This is a genomic window from Klebsiella sp. HMSC09D12, from assembly GCF_001808475.1.
GTDB lineage: Bacteria > Pseudomonadota > Gammaproteobacteria > Enterobacterales > Enterobacteriaceae > Klebsiella > Klebsiella oxytoca.
This window is the reverse complement of the sequence record NZ_KV793506.1, coordinates 45146-65203: the sequence shown is the minus strand read 5'-3', so window position 1 is coordinate 65203 and position 20058 is coordinate 45146. Positions and strand designations below refer to the sequence as shown.

The following is a 20058-nucleotide window of genomic DNA, read 5'->3' as shown; positions in this document are numbered from 1 at the left end:
TTTTAATGTAAAGTTTTATATTTATATATTTGGCAATTAAAGGTAAATAAAATATGAAGATCATTGTCACTGGTGGCGCAGGATTTATTGGTTCTGCCGTTGTTCGTCATATTATCGAGAATACTTCCGACGAAGTTCGGGTAATTGATTGTCTTACATACGCTGGTAATCTTGAATCCTTGGCTCCGGTCTCTGGTAATGAGCGCTACTCGTTTTCCCAGACAGATATCACTGATGCTAAATCTGTCGCAGAGCAGTTCAGCGATTTCCGCCCGGATATTGTGATGCACCTGGCCGCAGAGAGCCATGTAGATCGTTCCATCGACGGGCCTGCTGCCTTTATTCAGACCAACCTGATTGGGACCTTCACGTTGCTGGAGGCTGCCCGTCATTACTGGTCAGCTCTGGACCCGGAACATAAGCAAGCTTTCCGCTTCCACCATATTTCTACTGATGAAGTCTATGGCGATCTGCATGGTACTGATGATCTCTTCACAGAAGAGACTCCGTATGCGCCGAGCAGTCCCTACTCGGCCTCCAAGGCTGGCAGCGACCACCTGGTTCGTGCCTGGAACCGCACCTACGGCTTGCCGGTGGTGGTGACCAACTGCTCCAACAACTATGGCCCGTACCACTTCCCGGAAAAACTCATTCCGTTGACAATACTCAATGCGTTAGCTGGTAAACCGCTTCCTGTTTATGGAAACGGCGAGCAAATCCGTGACTGGTTGTACGTTGAAGATCATGCTCGTGCGTTGTACAAAGTGGCGACTGAAGGCCACAGTGGTGAGACATATAACATCGGCGGACACAACGAGCGTAAAAACATTGATGTTGTTCGCACTATCTGCGCCATTCTCGATAAAGTCGTTGAACAGAAGCCAGGTAATATAAACCAGTTTGCTGATCTAATTACGTTTGTGAAAGACCGCCCGGGTCATGATCTCCGCTATGCCATCGATGCGGCGAAAATTCAGCGCGATCTCGGTTGGGTGCCAGAAGAGACATTCGAAAGTGGGATTGAGAAAACAGTCCATTGGTATCTGAATAACCAGACCTGGTGGCAACGTGTGCTCGATGGCTCCTATGCCGGTGAGCGTCTTGGCCTGAACAACTAACAAGGAAAAGAGAATGAAAGGAATTGTACTCGCCGGTGGCTCCGGCACACGCCTATATCCAATTACCCAAGGTGTTTCTAAGCAACTGCTGCCCATCTATGACAAACCGATGATTTATTATCCGGTTTCCGTTCTGATGCTGGCGGGAATTAGGGATATCCTGATTATCACCACGCCGGAGGATATGCCCGCATTCCAGCGTCTGCTGGGAGATGGTTCTCAATTTGGCGTGAATTTCTCATATGCAGTTCAGCCTTCTCCAGATGGCCTGGCACAAGCCTTTATTATCGGTGAGAAGTTTATCGGTAATGATGCCTGTGCGTTAGTACTCGGCGATAACATCTACTTTGGCCAAAGCTTTGGCCGGAAACTGGATGCCGCCGCCAGCAAAACATCAGGTGCAACAGTCTTCGGATACCAGGTTCTTGATCCGGAACGTTTTGGCGTGGTGGAGTTTGATGAGAACTTTAAAGCTCTATCGATTGAAGAGAAACCGTTGAAGCCAAAATCCGATTGGGCAGTGACCGGACTGTATTTTTACGACACCGATGTAGTGGCAATGGCGAAGGAAGTTAAGCCATCCGCGCGTGGGGAGCTTGAAATCACCACGCTGAACCAGATGTATCTGGATCGTGGTGATCTCCAGGTGGAACTACTTGGCCGTGGTTTCGCCTGGCTTGATACCGGTACACACGACAGCCTGATCGAAGCCTCGCAATTTATTCATACCATTGAAAAACGTCAGGGAATGAAAGTTGCTTGTCTGGAAGAAATTGCGTATCGCAATGAGTGGCTCAGCGCTGAAGGTGTGGCGGCTCAGGCCGAACGCCTGAAGAAAACAGAGTACGGTGCTTACCTGAAACGTCTGCTTAATGACCATTAATGGCTGCCGGTCATAATTAGGATACTGATGTATGAAGATTTTACTTATTGGTAAAAATGGTCAGGTAGGCTGGGAACTGCAGCGCGCGCTTTCAACATTGGGCGAAGTGGTTGCTGTAGACTTTTTTGATACAGATTTGTGCGGTGATCTGACTAATCTGGAAGGGATAGCTCAAACAGTCCGCTCGGTTAAACCTGATGTGGTAGTGAATGCGGCAGCGCATACGGCAGTGGATAAGGCAGAAAGCGAGCGCGAACTGTCTGACTTGCTGAATGAACGAGGCGTAGCTGTCCTGGCTACTGAGTCAGCAAAGCTCGGCGCTCTCATGGTTCACTATTCAACGGATTATGTATTTGATGGTCAGGGGGTTCATTATCGTTCTGAGGATGAGGCTACTGGACCGCTAAATGTATATGGTGAAACTAAGCGGGCCGGCGAAAAAGCGTTGGAGCAAGCGAATCCACGACATCTTATCTTCCGTACCAGCTGGGTATATGCCACTCGTGGAGCGAACTTCGCTAAAACGATGCTGCGTCTGGCTGGCGAGAAAGAGACATTGTCGATAATAAATGATCAGCATGGAGCGCCAACTGGCGCAGAGATGCTGGCTGACTGTACGGCAATCGCTATACGTGAAGAGCAGCGTAACCGTTCGGTAGCTGGAACATATCATCTGGTAGCCAGCGGTGAAACAAGCTGGTATGACTACGCTAAGTATGTCTTTGAAGTGGCTCGTGCACAGGGAGTTGAGTTGGTTGTTAAAGAGGTGAACGGTATTCCGACCTCTGCCTATCCAACGCCTGCGAAACGTCCGCTGAATTCGCGCCTGTCAAACGAGAAATTCCAACGCGTATTTAGTGTGACGTTACCGGACTGGCGCCAGGGTGTCGCACGAGTGGTAACTGAAGTTCTGGGTAAGTAAACAGGCAGATAATTATGAATATTATTAAGACAGATATCCCTGAAGTTCTAATTTTCGAGCCACGCGTCTTCGGCGATGCGCGCGGTTTTTTCTTTGAAAGCTTCAGCAGTAAATTCTTTGATGAGGCTGTTGGACGGAAAGTTGAGTTTGTCCAGGATAACCATTCTCAGTCGCAGAAGGGCGTCCTGCGCGGTCTACATTACCAGCTTGACCCGCATGCTCAAGGTAAACTGGTTCGCTGTATTGAAGGAGAGGTTTTTGACGTGGCGGTTGATATCCGTCGCTCTTCCCCAACTTTTGGTAAATGGGTAGGGGCTGTACTGAGCGCGAATAATAAGCGTCAACTGTGGATCCCAGAAGGATTTGCCCATGGCTTCATGGCGTTGAGCGAAACGGTGCAGTTTGTATATAAAGCAACTAATTACTACGCACCTCAATCTGAGCGCAGTATTATATGGAATGATCCTCAGATTAACATCGAATGGCCTGACCTTGCTGACTGCTCACTCTCTTTGTCTGATAAAGATTTGCAGGCTCATACCTTAGCGACTGCAGAAGTATATAAATAATCATTAAATATTTCTTCAAAACTGGATAGGCCTTTATAAGGGCCTATCCATAATTTCAGAAAATATTTAATGACAGCTATTCATTTTCATGTATTACTTGACTTACATTCTTTCTAAGAGTAGAAACATCAACAGTTTTGATTAATTAGCGGCTACTCGCCGCCGTCCAGTTAACTGATTAAAGTGTGATCGAATGAAAATTACTATTTCCGGTACCGGTTATGTCGGTTTATCGAATGGCATCCTGATTGCGCAAAACCACGAAGTGGTGGCGCTGGATATCATTCAATCCAAAGTTGATATGATTAACCAAAAGATTTCTCCGATTGTCGATAAGGAGATCCAGGAATACCTGGCGGAAAAACCGTTGAATTTTCGCGCAACAACTGACAAGCATGATGCTTATCGCAATGCAGATTATGTCATTATCGCCACGCCGACTGACTACGATCCGAAAACGAACTACTTCAATACGTCGACCGTTGAAGCCGTTATTCGCGATGTTACTGAGATTAACCCTGATGCGGTCATGATCATTAAATCAACCATCCCCGTTGGTTTTACTCGTGATATTAAAGAGCGCCTGGGCATTGATAATGTTATTTTCTCTCCAGAGTTCCTCCGTGAAGGCCGCGCGCTCTATGACAACCTGCACCCGTCTCGTATCGTTATTGGCGAGCGTTCAGAACGCGCGGAACGTTTTGCTAACCTCCTGAAAGAAGGAGCGATCAAGCAGGATATCCCGACGCTGTTTACTGATTCTACCGAAGCTGAAGCAATCAAATTATTTGCCAATACCTATCTGGCGCTGCGCGTGGCTTACTTCAATGAACTGGATAGCTACGCTGAGAGCCAGGGCCTGAACAGTAAGCAGATTATCGAAGGCGTGTGCCTCGACCCGCGTATTGGTAACCACTATAACAACCCGTCCTTTGGCTACGGTGGTTACTGCCTGCCGAAAGATACCAAGCAGCTGCTTGCGAACTACGAATCTGTACCCAATAACATTATTGGCGCCATCGTGGACGCAAACCGAACGCGTAAAGATTTCGTTGCTGACTCCATCCTGGCGCGTAAGCCTAAGGTCGTTGGGATTTATCGCCTGATCATGAAGAGTGGTTCTGATAACTTCCGCGCTTCCTCAATTCAGGGCATCATGAAGCGTATTAAGGCTAAAGGTATTCCGGTTATTATCTATGAACCGGTTATGCAGGAAGATGAATTCTTCAATTCCCGCGTAGTTCGCGATTTTGAAGCGTTCAAACAAGAAGCTGATGTGATTGTCTCTAACCGTATGGCTGAAGAGCTGTCGGATGTTGCTGATAAGGTATATACCCGCGATTTATTTGGCAGTGACTAATCTGTCTTCTGGCCGGGAGCAGCAGCTGCCGGCCACCGCTTTCCTCCCCCTCTAAATGATTACGCATTTCTCTTGCCAGTCTCACCGTTCCTTCACCCAAACCATATCCCCTTAAAAAACGTGACCCCGCTTAAATTCTTCAATTGTTCATCTTGTCGCAATCATTGAGGTCGGATATGTTAAATTCACCTTGTGAAGAGCTACCGTCACTGAGATGTAGACGCTGGAGATAAGCGCCGGAAGGTAAAACAGAGCCTGCTTGCAGGCTTTTGTTGTTTATAAGTTCCTGCCGGTGTACAGCATCCTGCCCTGGAATACGATGAGATTCAGATTCCAGTTTAAACCGATGCTTCGGGATCGTTCAGGGGGGGTATAGTATACATGAGTTAGCCGTGGGTATAAAAAATCATCCTGATGTCTGGGATGTTGTTTCCGATTCTAATAACTTTTATAAAATAGCTTCCAGCGCCAGCTGTAAAGACGGAACGTATCTCCACTGCTGGCAGTATTTTATATTATTATTTCCTATGCCAGTATTATAATTATATTAAGTTTTCTTTTCACCACTTTCGCTTGTTAAAAGTCAGCTTGGTTTTTTTCTGGTCCTTAATATAAGAAATCAGAAAATAAACGGAAACAATCAACAGGATGGCAGCAACTGCTAAGAAAATTATGTTTGCCATAATTCGTACCAGAATGAAAGGAATGTGATAAATCCATTTGCTTGCGAACTAATACTTTTGACAAAGTCCGCCCTGAGATGCTTAACATATCCTGGAATTAAGAAAATTCCTATATGGAGGTTGTGGCTTTTTTACAGGAAAGTGAATAAATCTTTTTTATCGCTTCTGCTATGAATAAACGATCTGTAACAGACTTAAATGCCAGCCAGACCATCTGGGGATGATAATCTGTCTAAGCTAATGCTCTTCAGATAGCGTAAGGGAAGGGCTGTATTCGGCTTCTGGTGATATTTTTTTTTACCAGATTCAGGTCTCGTTAATGTACGGTATGGGCTGTTCCGCGCCACTTTACCCAGCATGCTCTGTTACCGACAGAATCGTAAGATTGCTCAACATGGCCTACCAAACAGAAAAGCCGCAGCGGGGTGCCGCTGCGGCTTAATAGCATGCGCATTGCCCGGGGGCATTACACCTTATAATATGCCTTATACCAGTCAACGAAGTTCTTCACCCCCTGACTGACCGTTGTTTGCGGTCTGAATCCCACCATATCATACAGCGGCTTTGTATCCGCGCTGGTTTCAAGCACATCGCCTGGCTGAATAGGCATCATATTCTTTTCCGCGACCATACCCAGCGCTTCTTCCAGCGCAGTGATGTAATCCATCAGCTCAACCGGTGAGCTGTTCCCGATGTTATACACACGATAGGGCGCAGAGCTGTCAGCCGGGGAACCTGTCTCAACGGTCCATGCAGGATTGGGCTGCGGGATAATGTCCTGCATCCGTACAATCGCCTCGACGATATCATCGATGTAGGTGAAGTCGCGCTTCATCTTGCCGTAGTTGTAGACATCAATACTCTTTCCTTCCAGCATGGCTTTTGTGAACTTGAACAGCGCCATGTCCGGACGGCCCCAGGGGCCATAAACGGTAAAGAATCGCAATCCGGTGGTCGGAATACCATAAAGGTGAGAGTAGGTGTGCGCCATCAGCTCATTTGCTTTCTTCGTCGCGGCGTACAGAGAAACCGGATGGTCAACCGAATCGTCGGTTGAGAATGGCATCTTGCGGTTTAAACCATAAACCGAGCTTGATGAAGCATACAGCAAATGCTCAACGTGATTATGTCGGCAGCCTTCAAGAATGTTCAGATAACCAATCAGATTGGAATCAGCATAAGCGAACGGATTTTCCAGCGAGTAGCGAACGCCGGCCTGGGCAGCAAGGTGGATTACCCGGTTAAATTTCTCATGAGCAAAAAGTTGGGCAATACCTTCACGATCCGCCAGATCGATTTTATGGAAACTGAACAGGGGGGATTGCAGCAAATCCAGCCGGGCCTGCTTCAGATTGACATCATAGTAATCGTTCATGTTGTCGAGTCCGACAACCTCATGACCCGCCTGCAGAAGGCGTTTGCACGCATGAAAACCGATGAATCCTGCGGCTCCAGTCACTAAAAACTTCATATTTATCCTCCGGGTTCACTTTGCCCCGCTATATATAATTGCCGATTTTACACTGGCTTGCTGTAGGGATCACCTGCTTTACCGTTAGCGGTTAAGTTGTCGCCAGCAAAAGCTTGAGAGAAGCATTTCATAAGAGCCTTGACCGCCAGAGAATGGCGTAAATAATAATGATTATCATGTATTTAGCTTAGCTGGCAAATAATAACTCTGTGGTCTTTATGGCTGGTAATGATTTCTCTGTTCACAATGTGATCTTTTTTTCGAGATGAAATAAGTTGAATTCATATTGTCGTGATTTATGAATTTGCTTACGTTTCATGCACGATCATTCGGAAAAACCAAGCTAAAATTCGAATCGGTTTTTAAGTTGTTGATTTTATTTTTATTTCTTAAGCATCTGAGTGAGGGTGGAAAAAAGCCAGGCCTGAAGTTCATCTGTTGAATTTATTTTTCATTGAGCTTTTTCATTTTTATTCTTTTAGGCCAACGCGTATACTTCGCAGATAATTCGTTTGTATGGTGTATGTGTTGTCGAGATATGAACCACCCATCCCATCTTCTGGAACATATCGTGAGCGTAATGCTAAAAAAGAGAGTCAATCCGTTCTGCTCAGCCTCCACTGGTATCCAGAGTGTTCTGGCTTTCTCCCGCAGCGCTGCCGTTAACATCGCCATTCAGCGTATTTCTCTCGCTTCTCTCTACGCCTGCAAAGCATCTCTTTCCGCCAATGCGTCTGCCGACAGCGGCAGTGTTCTATCCTTACTAAATGAGAAAGTCCTGATGGATAGCCCTTACGGAAACGGCGAAAGTACTCTGCGTTTTTTGCGCGTGTGATGGTGCGATTACGGATGAAAACAGAGATATGTTCGCCAACATATCTCTGTTTTTAGAATGATTAAGCTCTCAGGCAGATCGTTAAGCGCCGAAGTGCTTAGCCGGTCTGGGGAACGACTCACCTGGCGCTAACGCAGCTACTGCATTAACGCCGTAAGAGAGTGGGTACAACAATAAGGCCCGACGCAATTTGGTAGCGAAAGCCAAGGGCGGTAGCGTGCGCAAAATCCAGCCTGAAGCCAAACGTGTGCCGTTGATTGATAGTAAACAAAATGATTATTTATTTAAGGATTTTATCATGTTACTTCCTGTGATTATGGCGGGTGGCACCGGTAGCCGCCTGTGGCCGATGTCCCGTGAACTCTATCCAAAACAGTTTCTCCGACTGTACGGGCAGAACTCCATGTTGCAGGAAACCATCTCGCGCCTCTCCGGTCTGGATACCCATGAGCCTATGGTTATCTGTAATGAAGAGCACCGCTTCCTGGTGGCTGAACAGCTGAGACAGCTCGGTAAACTGTCGAAAAATATCATCCTTGAGCCGGTGGGCCGCAACACGGCACCGGCCATCGCCCTCGCGGCGCTGCAGGCCACGCAGAATGGCGATGACCCGCTGATGCTTGTCCTGGCAGCGGACCATATCATCAATAATCAGCAGGTCTTCCACGACGCCATTCGCGTCGCGGAGCAGTATGCGCAGGCTGACCATCTGGTCACCTTCGGTATCGTTCCGAACACCCCCGAAACCGGCTACGGCTATATCCAGCGCGGCAATGCGCTGGGGGAAGGGGAACACACGCCTTATCAGGTCGCCCGCTTTGTCGAGAAGCCGGACCTGGAGCGTGCGCAGGCCTATCTGGCCTCCGGAGAATATTACTGGAACAGCGGCATGTTCATGTTCCGGGCGAAAAAGTATCTCTCCGAACTGGCAAAATTCCGCCCGGATATTCTCGAAGTCTGCACGGCTGCGGTCCGCGCCGCCGACAGCGGCAGCGACTTTATCAGCATCCCGCATGAGGTGTTCAGCACCTGTCCCGACGAATCCGTTGACTATGCGGTGATGGAAAAGACCGCCGATGCGGTGGTGGTGGGGCTGGACGCAGACTGGAGCGACGTCGGCTCCTGGTCTGCCCTGTGGGACGTCAGCCCGAAAGATGAGCTGGGCAACGTGCTGACCGGCGATGCCTGGGTGCACAACAGCCAGAACTGCTACATCAACAGCGACGAAAAGCTGGTGGCGGCTATTGGCGTTGAGGACCTGGTGATCGTCAGCACCAAGGATGCGGTGCTGGTGATGAATAAAAACCGCGCCCAGGACGTGAAAAAGGTCGTGGAGTACCTGAAGGCCAACCAGCGCAGCGAATACAAACGACACCGCGAAATCTACCGTCCGTGGGGCCGCTGTGACGTGGTGGTCCAGACGCCGCGCTTCAACGTTAACCGTATCACCGTCAAGCCGGGAGGGGCGTTCTCCATGCAGATGCACCACCACCGCGCCGAGCACTGGGTGATCCTTGCCGGGACGGGGCAGATAACGGTCAACGGCAAGCAGTTCCTGCTGACTGAAAATCAGTCGACCTTTATTCCCATTGGTGCCGAGCACTGCCTCGAGAACCCGGGACGTATCCCGCTGGAAGTGCTGGAGATCCAGTCCGGCTCCTATCTGGGTGAAGACGATATTATCCGTATTAAAGACCAGTATGGTCGTTGCTAACTTTTGCAGGACATTGATTCCGAATGACACAGCTAACTTGTTTTAAAGCCTACGATATCCGCGGTGAACTGGGCGAAGAATTAAACGAAGAGATCGCCTACCGTATCGGACGCGCCTACGGTGAATTTCTGAAGCCGAAAACGATCGTGGTGGGTGGCGATGTGCGTCTGACCAGCGAGTCGCTGAAGCTGGCGCTGGCCAGAGGCCTGATGGATGCGGGAACGGACGTGCTGGATATTGGTCTGAGCGGGACCGAAGAGATTTACTTCGCCACCTTCCACCTGGGCGTGGACGGCGGGATAGAAGTGACGGCCAGCCATAACCCGATGAACTACAACGGCATGAAGCTGGTGCGTGAAAACGCGAAGCCCATCAGCGGTGACACCGGGCTGCGCGATATCCAGCGCCTGGCGGAAGAGAATCAGTTTGCGCCGGTGGACGCGTCCCGTCGCGGCATCCTGCGACAGATATCGGTGCTGCAGGAGTACGTGGACCACCTGATGGGCTACGTTAACCTGGCCAGCTTCACCCGTCCGCTGAAGCTGGTGGTGAACTCCGGCAACGGCGCAGCCGGTCACGTGATTGATGAAGTGGAGAAACGTTTTGTGGCGGCAGGCGTGCCGGTGACCTTTATCAAGGTGCATCACCAGCCGGACGGCCACTTCCCGAACGGTATCCCGAACCCGCTGCTGCCGGAGTGCCGGCAGGACACCGCGGATGCGGTGCGCGAGCACGGCGCGGACATGGGTATCGCCTTTGACGGTGACTTCGACCGCTGCTTTATGTTTGATAACGATGCAGAATTTATCGAAGGCTATTATATTGTTGGCCTGCTGGCGGAAGCGTTCCTGCAGAAGCAGCCGGGCGCCCGGATTATTCACGACCCGCGTCTGACGTGGAATACGGTGGATATGGTGACCCGCAGCGGCGGCACGCCGGTGATGTCGAAGACCGGGCATGCGTTCATTAAAGAGCGGATGCGTCAGGAAGATGCGATTTACGGCGGGGAGATGAGCGCACACCACTATTTCCGCGATTTCGCCTACTGCGACAGCGGGATGATCCCGTGGCTGCTGGTGGCGGAGCTGCTGTGCCTGAAGAACAGCCCGCTGAAGGCGCTGGTGGCGGATCGGCAGGCGGCGTTCCCGGCGTCGGGGGAAATAAACCGCAAGCTGGAGAATGCGGCGGCGGCAATAGCGCGCATCCGTGAACGCTATGAACCGGATGCCGTCAACGTGGACACCACAGACGGCATCAGTATTGAATATCCGGAGTGGCGTTTTAACCTGCGCAGCTCGAACACCGAGCCGGTAGTGCGTCTCAACGTGGAGTCAAAAGCTGATACCGCGTTGATGAAGGAGAAAACTGCCGAGTTGCTCAATATGTTAAAAGAGGAATCGCTTTGAGTCCGATGTTTTCAGCGATCTATCGCTATCGTGGTTTTATCATTGACAGCGTTAAACGAGACTTCCAGTCTCGTTATCAAACGAGTTTTTTGGGGGCCGCATGGCTGATTTTACAGCCGATCGCCATGATTTCCGTCTATACATTAATTTTTTCAGAGTTAATGCGTGCGCGCCTGGCGGGCATGGATGGTCCTTTTGCCTACAGTATCTACCTCTGTTCCGGGGTGTTAACCTGGGGGTTGTTTACGGAGACGCTCAGCAATCTGGTCAACGTTTTTCTGACCAATGCCAATATCCTCAAGAAACTGAGCTTTCCGCGGATCTGTTTACCGATCATCGTCACCGCCTCGGCATTCATTAACTTTCTGATCATTTTTGGTCTGTTTGTACTGTTTCTGATCGTCACGGGCAATTTCCCGGGAATGATTTTCTTTGAAATCATTCCGGTACTGATCGTCCAGATGCTATTTACTCTTGGCCTGGGTATTATCCTCGGGGTGCTGAACGTTTTTGTCCGCGACGTCGGGCAGTTCGTCAATATCCTGCTGCAGTTTTGGTTCTGGTTTACGCCTATTGTTTACGTGTCCAAAACGTTGCCGGAGTGGGTATCAGGTCTGCTGGCGTATAACCCGATGGCGACCATTATCGGTTCATACCAGAACGTGATGCTCTATCATCAGAGCCCTAACTGGCTGGCGTTGCTTCCGGTCACGGTGGTGTCCGTCATTCTGTTTTTATTTGCCTGGCGTTTATTTAAAAAACATGCCGCTGATATTGTGGACGAGATTTAATCATGAGTATCAAAGTTCAGCACGTCGGCAAGGCGTATAAATATTATCCATCCAAATGGAACCGGGTCATTGAGAAACTACTGCCGGGCGATAAGCCGCGGCACAGCAAGAAATGGGTATTGAAAGATATCAATTTCAGCATTGAACCCGGTGAAGCAGTCGGCATTGTTGGAGTGAACGGCGCAGGTAAAAGTACGTTGCTGAAGCTGCTGACCGGCACCACTCAGCCCACCAAAGGCAGCATTGAAATTCAGGGGCGTGTCGCCGCGCTGCTGGAACTGGGAATGGGATTCCATCCCGACTTTACCGGCCGGCAGAACGTATATATGTCCGGGCTGATGATGGGCCTCGGTCGGGAAGAGATCGAGCGCTTAATGCCGGAGATCGAAGCCTTCGCCGATATCGGCGACTACATTGAAGAACCCGTGCGCATCTATTCCAGCGGCATGCAAATGCGCCTGGCGTTCGCTGTCGCCACGGCCTCCCGGCCGGATATTCTGATCGTCGATGAAGCGCTCTCCGTGGGTGACTCTCGTTTTCAGGCGAAATGCTATGCTCGCATCGCGGACTTCAAAAAGCAGGGTACCACGCTGCTGCTGGTTTCCCACAGCGCCGGGGATATCGTCAAGCACTGTGACCGCGCCATTTTCCTCAAAAATGGTGACATTTGTATGGACGGCACCGCTCGTGACGTGACCAACCGTTACCTGGATGAGCTGTTTGGCAAACCTGATAAAGCCAGCGCGGCGAAAAGCGAAACGGCTACCTCGTCAGCCAGTGGCGTAAGCCAGATGTCTCTTGATGAGATTAAAGATGTGTACCATACGCGCCCAGGCTACCGTCCGGAAGAATATCGCTGGGGGCAGGGGGGCGCTAAAATCGTCGATTATCATATCCAGAGCGCCGGGGTTGATTTTCCTCCCTCATTGACGGGCAATCAGCAGACCGATTTTATGATGAAAGTTGTGTTTGAATACGATTTTGATTGCGTGGTGCCTGGCATCCTGATTAAGACCCTCGATGGTTTATTCCTCTACGGAACCAACTCTTTCCTCGCCTCTGAAGGGCGGGAGAATATTTCGGTTTCCCGCGGCGATGTCCGGGTCTTTAAATTTAGCCTTCCGGTTGATCTAAACAGTGGCGATTACCTGCTGTCATTTGGTATCTCTGCCGGCAACCCGCAGACGGATATGACGCCTCTGGACAGACGTTATGACTCCATTATTTTACATGTGACCAAGAGCATGGATTTCTGGGGTGTCATCGATCTTAAGTCGTCCTTTACTAGCTACCAATGACGTTGAGAAAAACGATTCCATGACTAAAAACTTAAACACGCTGGTTAGCGAATTACCTGAGATTTATCAAACTATTTTTGGCCATCCCGAATGGGATGGCGACGCCGCTCGTGATTGTAATCAACGCCTCGATTTGATTACCGAACAGTACGATAACTTATCCCATGCGCTGGGGCGTCCGCTTAAAGTTCTCGATCTGGGCTGCGCTCAGGGCTTTTTTAGCCTGAGTCTGGCAAGCAAAGGCGCGACTATCGTTGGTATCGATTTCCAGCAGGAAAATATTAATGTATGCCGCGCGCTGGCCGAAGAGAACCCCGATTTTGCCGCCGAGTTCCGGGTAGGCAGAATTGAAGAGGTGATCGCCGCACTGGAAGAGGGCGAGTTTGATCTGGCCATTGGCTTAAGCGTGTTTCACCATATTGTTCACCTTCATGGTATCGATGAAGTTAAACGTCTGCTCTCGCGCCTGGCCGATGTTACCCAGGCGGTGATCCTTGAGCTGGCGGTGAAAGAAGAACCGCTTTACTGGGGCGTTTCTCAGCCGGACGATCCTCGCGAACTGATTGAGCAGTGCGCGTTTTATCGCCTGATTGGTGAGTTTGACACCCATTTATCCCCCGTACCGCGCCCGATGTACCTGGTCAGCAACCACCGGGTGCTGATCAATGATTTTAATAACCCGTTCCAGCACTGGCAGAATCAGCCCTATGCCGGTGCCGGCCTGGCGCATAAGCGCAGCCGTCGCTACTTCTTTGGCGAAGATTATGTATGCAAGTTTTTCTATTATGACATGCCCCACGGCATCCTGACGGCCGAAGAGAGCCAGCGTAATAAACATGAACTGCATAATGAAATAAAGTTCCTGGCGCAACCGCCAGCGAGCTTTGACGCGCCGGCAGTATTGGCCCATGGCGAAAACGCCCAGTCTGGCTGGCTGGTGATGGAAAAACTCCCGGGTCGGTTGCTGAGCGATATGCTGGCAGCCGGGGAGGAGATCGATCGTGAAAAAATCCTTGGCAGCTTGCTCCGTTCCTTAGCGGCGCTGGAGAAACAAGGTTTTTGGCATGACGATGTACGCCCGTGGAACGTGATGGTCGATGCCCGGCAGCATGCCCGCTTAATCGACTTCGGCTCTATTGTCACCACGCCGCAGGACTGCAGCTGGCCGACAAACCTTGTCCAGTCGTTCTTCGTGTTTGTTAATGAGCTGTTTGCTGAAAACAAAAGCTGGACTGGTTTCTGGCGTTCGGCTCCTGTTCATCCGTTTAATCTGCCTCAGCCGTGGTCTAACTGGCTGTATGCGGTCTGGCAGGAGCCGGTTGAAAGCTGGAACTTTGCCCTGCTGTTGGCGCTGTTCGACAAGAAAGCGAAACTGCCGTCAGCCGAACAGCAGCGTGGGGCGATGGAACAGTGGATCATCGCTCAGGAGACAGTGCTGCTGGAACTCCAGTCCCGGGTACGTCATGAAAGTGCCGGCTCGGAGGCGTTGCACGGCCAAATCCACACTCTGCAGCAGCAGATGACTCAGCTGCAGGCCGCACAGGATGCGTTGGCCGAGAAAGCTCAACAGCCAGTGGAAGTCAGCCATGAACTCACCTGGCTTGGTGAGAATATGGAGCAACTGGCGGCGCTGTTGCAGTCGGTAAAAGCTCACTCACAGGCTGACATTCAGCCCGAGCTGCCCCCTGAAACCGCTGAGCTACTGCAGCGACTGGAAGCCGCTAACCGGGAGATCCACCATTTAAGCAACGAAAACCAACAGCTTCGCCAGGAAATTGAAAAAATCCATCGCAGCCGTTCCTGGAGAATGACCAAGGGTTATCGTTATCTGGGCCTGCAGATCCATTTGCTGAGACAGTATGGTTTCGTGCAGCGTTGTAAACATTTTATTAAGCGTGTCCTGCGGTTTGTTTTCTCATTTATGAGAAAACATCCGCAGGTAAAACATACGGCGGTAAATGGTTTACATAAGCTAGGCCTTTATCAACCAGCCTATCGTTTGTATCGTCGTATGAATCCACTGCCGCACAGCCAGTATCAGGCTGATGCGCAGATTTTATCGCAGACTGAACTGCAAGTGATGCATCCGGAGCTTTTACCTCCTGAAGTTTATGAAATTTATCTCAAACTAACAAAAAATAAATAAGGAGATTAACTTGCATATTTTGATTGATGTCCAGGGTTACCAGTCGGAAAGTAAATTCCGTGGTATCGGTCGCAGTACCCTGGCCATGAGCCGCGCCATTATTGAAAATGCCGGTGAGCATCGCGTCAGTATTCTGATCAATGGTATGTATCCCATTGAAAATATAAATGATGTCAAAATGGCCTATCGGGACCTGCTGACGGATGAAGATATGTTCATCTTTTCAGCTGTCGCACCTACGGCCTATTGCAATATCGAAAACCACAGTCGTAGCAAGGCAGCCCAGGCGGCCCGCGATATCGCGATTGCAAACATTGCACCTGATATTGTTTATGTTATTAGTTTCTTCGAAGGCCATGGGGATAGTTATACCGTGTCTATTCCGGCGGATAATGTTTTCTGGAGGACGGTGTGCGTATGCCACGATCTGATCCCGCTGTTAAATAAAGAGCGTTACCTCGGCGACCCGAATTTCCGCGAGTTTTATATGAATAAGCTGGCGGAATTTGAGCGAGCGGATGCTATCTTCGCTATCTCGCAGTCTGCGGCGCAGGAAGTGATCGAATATACTGACGTTGCCAGCGATCGAGTGCTGAACATCTCTTCGGCGGTGGGGGAAGAGTTTGCGGTGATTGATTATTCCGCCGAGCGTATTCAGTCTTTAAAAGACAAATACAGCCTGCCGGATGAGTTTATCCTAACGCTGGCGATGATCGAACCGCGGAAAAACATCGAAGCGCTTATTCATGCTTACAGCATGCTGCCTACCGAGCTACAGCAGCGCTATCCGATGGTGCTGGCGTATAAGGTGCACCCGGAAGATTTGGAACGTATTCTGCGTCTGGCGGAAAGCTATGGCCTCTCCCGCAGCCAGCTTATCTTTACCGGCTTCCTCACCGACGACGATCTGATTGCCCTGTACAACCTGTGCAAACTGTTTGTATTCCCGTCGCTGCATGAGGGATTCGGTCTGCCGCCGCTGGAAGCGATGCGCTGCGGGGCGGCGACGTTAGGTTCAAACATTACCAGCCTGCCGGAAGTCATTGGCTGGGAAGATGCCATGTTCAATCCGCATGATGTGCAGGACATTCGCCGGGTCATGGAAAAGGCGCTGACCGATGAGGCGTTTTATCGTGAGCTTAAAGCGCATGCCCTCGCTCAGTCGGCCAAATTCTCATGGGCCAATACCGCCCATCTGGCGATCGATGGTTTCACTCGCCTGCTGCAGTCGTCCAAAGAGGCGCATGCCGGGCAGGCGGAAAGCGTGACCGCCTCCCGTATCCAGACGATGCAGGAAATCGATGAGCTGAGCGAAGTCGACCGTCTTGGTCTGGCATGGGCGGTTGCGCGCAATAGCTTTAAGCGCCATACCCGCAAGCTACTGGTGGACATTTCGGTTCTGGCGAAACATGACGCGAAGACCGGGATCCAGCGCGTCTCACGCAGTATCCTCAGCGAATTACTGAAATCTGGAGTGCCGGGTTACGAGGTTTCCGCCGTCTACTATACCCCTGGCGAGTGTTATCGATACGCGAACCAGTATCTGTCCAATAATTTCCCGGGCGAATTTGGTGCTGACGAACCGGTGCTGTTCAGTAAAGACGATGTGCTTATCGCCACCGATCTGACCGCGCATCTCTTCCCGGAGGTGGTGACGCAAATTGACAATATGCGCGCCGCCGGAGCGTTCGCCTGCTTCGTGGTGCATGATATTTTGCCATTACGCCGCCCGGAGTGGAGTATCGAAGGCATTCAGCGTGAATTCCCGATCTGGCTGTCCTGCCTCGCAGAGCATGCCGACAGGCTGATCTGCGTCTCTGCCAGCGTTGCCGAGGATGTCAAAGCGTGGATTGCGGAAAATAGCCATTGGGTGAAGCCGAACCCGCTGCTGACCGTCAGCAACTTCCATCTGGGAGCTGATCTTGACGCCAGTGTGCCCTCTACCGGCATGCCTGATAATGCCGAGGAGCTGTTATCAGCTATGGCTGCAGCCCCGTCATTTATCATGGTGGGAACCATGGAGCCGCGCAAAGGCCATGCCCAGACGCTGGCCGCCTTCGAGGAACTGTGGCGCCAGGGCAAAGAATACAACTTGTTCATTGTCGGCAAACAGGGCTGGAACGTTGACAGCCTGTGCGAAAAATTACGCCATCATCCGCAGCTGAACAAAAAGCTGTTCTGGCTGCAGAATATCAGCGATGAGTTTTTGGCCGAGCTATACGCTCGTTCACGCGCGCTGATTTTTGCCTCGCAGGGGGAGGGCTTTGGCCTGCCGTTGATTGAAGCGGCGCAGAAAAAGCTGCCGGTCATTATCCGCGACATTCCGGTGTTTAAAGAGATTGCTCAGGAGCATGCCTGGTATTTCTCCGGTGAAGCGCCGTCCGACATTGCGAAGGCGGTAGAAGACTGGTTAGCCCTGTACGAGCAAAACGCGCATCCTCGTTCTGAAAATATCAACTGGTTAACCTGGAAGCAGAGCGCGGAATTTCTCCTGAAAAACCTGCCGATTATCGCGCCAGCCGCGAAGCAATAATCGCTATCAACAGGGCTACTCCGGTGGCCCTTGTGATGAGTTCGTTATGAAAATTATATTTGCAACTGAGCCAATCAAATATCCATTAACGGGTATCGGTCGTTATTCCCTCGAACTGGTAAAACGATTGGCGGTGGCCAGCGAAATTGAAGAGCTAAAATTATTTCACGGCTCTTCATTTATTGACAGCATTCCCCAGATTGAAAATAAAGCGGATACCCGAGCCAGCAATCACGGTAAGCTGGCGGCTTTTTTACGCCGTCAGCCGTTATTGATTGAAGCCTATCGCGTGTTGCATCCGCGTCGCCAGGCGTGGGCGCTGCGCGATTATAAAGATTATATCTATCATGGGCCTAACTTTTATCTGCCGCATCGTCTGGAACGTGCCGTAACCACATTTCATGATATCTCCATATTCACCTGTCCGGAATTTCATCCAAAGGACCGGGTGCGTTATATGGAAAAGTCACTGCGCGAAAGTCTGGACACGGCAAAGCTTATTTTGACGGTATCTGACTTTTCCCGCAGCGAAATTATCCGGCTGTTTAACTATCCTGCCGATCGGATCGTAACGACCCATCTTGCCTGCAGCGGCGACTATATTCCGCGCAGCCCGGATGAATGTCTACCGGTTCTGCAGAAATATCAGCTGGAGTGGCAGCGCTACGCGCTTTACATCGGCACGATGGAGCCGCGGAAAAATATTCGAGGCCTGTTGCAGGCGTACCAGCTTCTGCCGATGGAGACGCGCATGCGCTACCCGCTGATCCTCAGCGGTTACCGTGGGTGGGAAGATGATGCGCTGTGGCAGATCGTTGAACGCGGGACTCGTGAAGGATGGATCCGTTATCTGGGTTATGTCCCGGATGGCGATCTTCCGTATTTATATGCGGCAGCCAGAACCTTTATTTATCCTTCGTTTTATGAAGGATTCGGATTACCTATTCTTGAAGCAATGTCTTGCGGTATTCCAGTAGTATGCTCCAATGTCACATCATTACCTGAAGTGGCAGGGGATGCGGGGTTGTTATCCGATCCTAACGATGTAGACGCGATAAGCGCTCATATATTGCAAAGTCTGCAGGATGAATACTGGCGGGAGATAGCAGTAGCGCGCGGTTTTATTCAGGCACAACAGTTTTCGTGGGAAACCTGTACGGCCCAGACGATCGATGCCTATAAATTACTCTAAGGGTGCAAGTTGAGAGTTTTACACGTCTATAAGACCTATTATCCGAATACCTACGGTGGTATTGAACAGGTCATTTATCAGTTGTGCCAGGGCTGCGCTCGTCGGGGGATCGCGGCCGACGTCTTCACCTTTTCCCCGGATAAAAATACCGGGCCAGTGGCTTACGAACAGCATCAGGTTATCTATAATAAGCAATTAATTGAAATCGCCTCGACGCCATTCTCACTCGGCGCGTTAAAGCGATTTAATAAAATTAAAGATAACTACGATATTATTAACTATCATTTCCCGTTTCCCTTTATGGATATGCTACATCTGATGGCGCATCCTAAAGCGAAAACCGTTGTCACCTATCATTCCGATATTGTGAAACAAAAGCGGCTAATGAAATTATATCAACCGCTGCAGGAGCAATTTCTTTCCAGCGTTGACTGCATTGTGGCCTCATCGCCAAACTACGTAGCCTCCAGCCAGACGCTGCAAAAATACCTCGATAAAACGGTGGTCATTCCCTTCGGCCTCGAGCAAAAGGATGTGCAGCATAATCCGCAGCGCCTGGCTTACTGGCGAGAGAAAGTCGGCGAGCGCTTTTTCCTTTTTGTCGGCGCATTTCGTTACTATAAGGGATTGCATATTCTGCTGGATGCCGCAGAGCGCAGTCGACTGCCGATCGTTATTGTCGGCGGCGGCCCGCTGGAATCGGAAGTTCGCCGTGAGGCTGAACAGCGCGGCCTGAATAACGTGATATTCACCGGCATGCTGAACGATGAGGATAAATATATTCTCTTTCATCTGTGCCGCGGGGTGGTCTTTCCCTCGCACCTGCGCTCAGAGGCGTTTGGCATTACCTTACTGGAAGGGGCGCGGTTCGCCCGGCCGCTGATCTCGTGTGAAATTGGCACCGGAACCTCGTTTATCAACCAGGATAAGGTCAATGGTTGCGTGATCCCGCCGGATAACAGCGCAGCGTTGGTCGAAGCGATGAACGAACTGTGGCACAGTGATGAAACGGCAGCGCGCTATGGCGCAAATTCACGTCGCCGCTTTGAGGAGATGTTTACCGCCGAACATATGATTGATGCCTACGTGAATCTCTACAGCACGCTGCTGGAGCAGAAACCCGGATAGGCCGCAAAT

General features: G+C 50.5%; 16 protein-coding genes. 14 read left to right on the top strand and 2 right to left on the bottom strand.

Annotation, left to right across the window (positions count from 1 at the left end):
* The first annotated feature begins 53 nt into the window (after nucleotides 1-53).
* The 5 genes from rfbB (at nucleotide 54) to ugd (ending at nucleotide 4852) form a co-directional block, all read left to right on the top strand.
* A complete protein-coding gene (gene rfbB / locus HMPREF3178_RS24960) occupies nucleotides 54-1118 on the top strand; it encodes a dTDP-glucose 4,6-dehydratase (RefSeq protein ID WP_070585555.1) in 1065 nt (354 codons plus the stop codon).
* 13 nt (nucleotides 1119-1131) lie between these two features.
* Nucleotides 1132-2001, top strand: coding sequence for a glucose-1-phosphate thymidylyltransferase RfbA (gene rfbA / locus HMPREF3178_RS24955; RefSeq protein ID WP_004103684.1), 870 nt, complete (start codon nucleotides 1132-1134; stop codon nucleotides 1999-2001).
* 31 nt (nucleotides 2002-2032) lie between these two features.
* Nucleotides 2033-2923 carry a dTDP-4-dehydrorhamnose reductase gene (gene rfbD, locus HMPREF3178_RS24950; protein ID WP_004103682.1) on the top strand — a complete coding sequence of 297 codons (891 nt, stop codon included), beginning with the start codon at nucleotides 2033-2035 and terminating at the stop codon, nucleotides 2921-2923.
* 14 nt (nucleotides 2924-2937) lie between these two features.
* Entirely contained in the window at nucleotides 2938-3492 is a 555-nt protein-coding gene (gene rfbC, locus HMPREF3178_RS24945) for a dTDP-4-dehydrorhamnose 3,5-epimerase (RefSeq protein WP_004103680.1), read from the top strand.
* Between the two features lie 193 nt (nucleotides 3493-3685).
* A complete protein-coding gene (gene ugd, locus HMPREF3178_RS24940) occupies nucleotides 3686-4852 on the top strand; it encodes a UDP-glucose 6-dehydrogenase (RefSeq protein ID WP_004103677.1) in 1167 nt (388 codons plus the stop codon).
* Nucleotides 4853-5412: 560 nt separating this feature from the next.
* On the opposite strand, the gene HMPREF3178_RS31165 is transcribed toward ugd, so the two are convergent.
* Complete coding sequence (locus HMPREF3178_RS31165; RefSeq protein ID WP_004138729.1) at nucleotides 5413-5535, bottom strand: small membrane protein; 123 nt, start codon at nucleotides 5533-5535, stop codon at nucleotides 5413-5415.
* Between the two features lie 466 nt (nucleotides 5536-6001).
* Nucleotides 6002-7006, bottom strand: coding sequence for an NAD-dependent epimerase (locus tag HMPREF3178_RS24935; RefSeq protein ID WP_032745110.1), 1005 nt, complete (start codon nucleotides 7004-7006; stop codon nucleotides 6002-6004).
* Nucleotides 7007-7577: 571 nt separating this feature from the next.
* Between HMPREF3178_RS24935 and HMPREF3178_RS31375 the strand changes: the two genes are divergently transcribed.
* From HMPREF3178_RS31375 to HMPREF3178_RS24895, 9 genes are all read left to right on the top strand, one after another.
* Nucleotides 7578-7841: a hypothetical protein gene (locus HMPREF3178_RS31375; protein ID WP_156529680.1), complete on the top strand. Its 264-nt coding sequence runs from the start codon at nucleotides 7578-7580 to the stop codon at nucleotides 7839-7841.
* A 298-nt stretch (nucleotides 7842-8139) separates the two neighbouring features.
* Nucleotides 8140-9555 carry a mannose-1-phosphate guanylyltransferase/mannose-6-phosphate isomerase gene (locus HMPREF3178_RS24930; RefSeq protein WP_004103671.1) on the top strand — a complete coding sequence of 472 codons (1416 nt, stop codon included), beginning with the start codon at nucleotides 8140-8142 and terminating at the stop codon, nucleotides 9553-9555.
* A 23-nt stretch (nucleotides 9556-9578) separates the two neighbouring features.
* Nucleotides 9579-10961 (top strand): O9 family phosphomannomutase RfbK, encoded by a 1383-nt coding sequence (rfbK, locus tag HMPREF3178_RS24925; RefSeq protein ID WP_064370732.1) that lies wholly within the window; start codon nucleotides 9579-9581, stop codon nucleotides 10959-10961.
* 5 nt (nucleotides 10962-10966) lie between these two features.
* Nucleotides 10967-11752 (top strand): O9 family O-antigen export ABC transporter permease subunit, encoded by a 786-nt coding sequence (gene wzm / locus HMPREF3178_RS24920; RefSeq protein WP_064356470.1) that lies wholly within the window; start codon nucleotides 10967-10969, stop codon nucleotides 11750-11752.
* A gap of 2 nt (nucleotides 11753-11754) precedes the next feature.
* Nucleotides 11755-13050: an O9 family O-antigen export ABC transporter ATP-binding subunit gene (gene wzt / locus HMPREF3178_RS24915; protein ID WP_064370731.1), complete on the top strand. Its 1296-nt coding sequence runs from the start codon at nucleotides 11755-11757 to the stop codon at nucleotides 13048-13050.
* Between the two features lie 19 nt (nucleotides 13051-13069).
* The gene (locus HMPREF3178_RS24910) at nucleotides 13070-15196 is read left to right on the top strand and encodes a class I SAM-dependent methyltransferase (RefSeq protein WP_064370730.1); all 2127 of its coding nucleotides are present in this window, start codon (nucleotides 13070-13072) and stop codon (nucleotides 15194-15196) included.
* Nucleotides 15197-15206: 10 nt separating this feature from the next.
* A complete protein-coding gene (gene wbdA, locus HMPREF3178_RS24905) occupies nucleotides 15207-17729 on the top strand; it encodes a polymannosyl GlcNAc-diphospho-ditrans,octacis-undecaprenol 2,3-alpha-mannosylpolymerase WbdA (protein ID WP_064356473.1) in 2523 nt (840 codons plus the stop codon).
* A 46-nt stretch (nucleotides 17730-17775) separates the two neighbouring features.
* A complete protein-coding gene (locus tag HMPREF3178_RS24900; RefSeq protein WP_016809192.1) occupies nucleotides 17776-18921 on the top strand; it encodes a glycosyltransferase family 4 protein in 1146 nt (381 codons plus the stop codon).
* 9 nt (nucleotides 18922-18930) lie between these two features.
* Nucleotides 18931-20049: a glycosyltransferase family 4 protein gene (locus tag HMPREF3178_RS24895; protein WP_070585553.1), complete on the top strand. Its 1119-nt coding sequence runs from the start codon at nucleotides 18931-18933 to the stop codon at nucleotides 20047-20049.
* Nucleotides 20050-20058 lie beyond the last annotated feature (9 nt).

Coding starts and splice junctions, on each gene's coding strand:
- rfbB (WP_070585555.1), top strand. CDS start 54: ATGAAGATCATTGTCACTGGTGGCGCAGGATTTATTGGTTCTGCCGTT.
- rfbA (WP_004103684.1), top strand. CDS start 1,132: ATGAAAGGAATTGTACTCGCCGGTGGCTCCGGCACACGCCTATATCCA.
- rfbD (WP_004103682.1), top strand. CDS start 2,033: ATGAAGATTTTACTTATTGGTAAAAATGGTCAGGTAGGCTGGGAACTG.
- rfbC (WP_004103680.1), top strand. CDS start 2,938: ATGAATATTATTAAGACAGATATCCCTGAAGTTCTAATTTTCGAGCCA.
- ugd (WP_004103677.1), top strand. CDS start 3,686: ATGAAAATTACTATTTCCGGTACCGGTTATGTCGGTTTATCGAATGGC.
- HMPREF3178_RS31165 (WP_004138729.1), bottom strand. CDS start 5,535: ATGGCAAACATAATTTTCTTAGCAGTTGCTGCCATCCTGTTGATTGTT.
- HMPREF3178_RS24935 (WP_032745110.1), bottom strand. CDS start 7,006: ATGAAGTTTTTAGTGACTGGAGCCGCAGGATTCATCGGTTTTCATGCG.
- HMPREF3178_RS24930 (WP_004103671.1), top strand. CDS start 8,140: ATGTTACTTCCTGTGATTATGGCGGGTGGCACCGGTAGCCGCCTGTGG.
- rfbK (WP_064370732.1), top strand. CDS start 9,579: ATGACACAGCTAACTTGTTTTAAAGCCTACGATATCCGCGGTGAACTG.
- wzm (WP_064356470.1), top strand. CDS start 10,967: ATGTTTTCAGCGATCTATCGCTATCGTGGTTTTATCATTGACAGCGTT.
- wzt (WP_064370731.1), top strand. CDS start 11,755: ATGAGTATCAAAGTTCAGCACGTCGGCAAGGCGTATAAATATTATCCA.
- HMPREF3178_RS24910 (WP_064370730.1), top strand. CDS start 13,070: ATGACTAAAAACTTAAACACGCTGGTTAGCGAATTACCTGAGATTTAT.
- HMPREF3178_RS24900 (WP_016809192.1), top strand. CDS start 17,776: ATGAAAATTATATTTGCAACTGAGCCAATCAAATATCCATTAACGGGT.